Annotated in this window: 1 protein-coding gene; it reads left to right on the forward strand. The window is 65.5% G+C overall.

Translation table 11 applies throughout. From position 1 onward, the window contains the following. Positions 1 to 24 precede the first annotated feature (24 nt). Positions 25 to 1265, forward strand: a 1241-nt coding sequence (gene arcA, locus PGW49_RS10330) for an arginine deiminase (RefSeq protein ID WP_099431519.1), incomplete at its 3' end; no start/stop codon positions are given.

Here is a 1265-nt window from a genome sequence, read left to right on the forward strand (position 1 = left end):
GGCCCGAAAGAAAGGTAGGAGGCCATGACGAAAGGTCTGCACGTGCCTTCCGAGATCGGCAAGCTCAGGAAGGTCTGCCTGCACCGTCCCGGCGACGAGCTCCTCAACCTGCCGCCCGACGAGCTCGAGCGACTCCTGTTCGACGACGTCCCGTTCCTGGAGGTCGCGCAGCAGGAGCACGACACCTTCGCCCAGATCCTGAGGGACCAGGGCGTGGAGGTCCTCTATCTCGAGAACCTCGTCGCTGAGGTGTTCGACCAGGTCCCCGGCGCCCGCGCCGAGTTCACCGACCAGTACATCGCCGAGGCCGGCATCCGCGGCCAGCACATGCCGCAGATCGTCCGCGAGAAGCTGGACTCCATCGAGGACAACCTCGAGTTCGTCAAGAAGACCATGGCCGGCATGACCAAGGCCGAGATCGACATGCCCCTCACGGCGTCCACGACCCTCGACTCCCTGGTCAACTCCGAGTCCGAGTCCGACCTGATCATCGACCCGATGCCCAACCTCTACTTCACCCGCGACCCGTTCGCGGTCGTCGGCGAGGGCGTCAACCTCAACCGCATGTACTCGGTCACCCGCAACCGCGAGACCCTGTACGGCAAGTACGTCTTCAAGTACCACCCCGACTACAAGGACGTCTCCCTGTACTTCCGCCGCGACTGCCAGTTCCACACCGAGGGCGGCGACGTGCTGAACATCAACGAGAAGACCCTCGCCGTCGGCATCTCCCAGCGCACCCAGGCCGCCGCGATCGACGTCATGGCCCAGAACATCTTCTGGAACTCCGACTCCAAGGTCGAGCGCATCCTGGCCTTCGACATCCCGGTCTCGCGCGCCTTCATGCACCTCGACACGGTCTTCACCCAGATCGACGTCGATAAGTTCACGATCCACCCCGCCATCATGGGCACCCTGCGCGTCTACGAGCTGACCGCCGGCAAGAACCCGGGCGACGTGAACATCCGCCTGATCGAGGACACCCTCGAGCACGTCCTGGAGGACGCCACCGGCGTCGACCAGGTCAAGCTGATCCCCTGCGGCGGCGGCGACCCGATCGCGGCCTCCCGCGAGCAGTGGAACGACGGCTCCAACACCCTGTGCGTCGAGCCCGGCAAGATCTGCGTCTACGCCCGCAACACCGTCACCAACGACGTGCTGTACAAGGAGGGCCTGGACCTTCTCGTCGTGCCCTCCGCCGAGCTCTCCCGCGGCCGCGGCGGCCCGCGCTGCATGAGCATGCCCTTCTGGCGCGAGGACCTCTA

This window comes from Collinsella aerofaciens, assembly GCF_027679495.1.
Lineage (GTDB): Bacteria > Actinomycetota > Coriobacteriia > Coriobacteriales > Coriobacteriaceae > Collinsella > Collinsella aerofaciens_AK.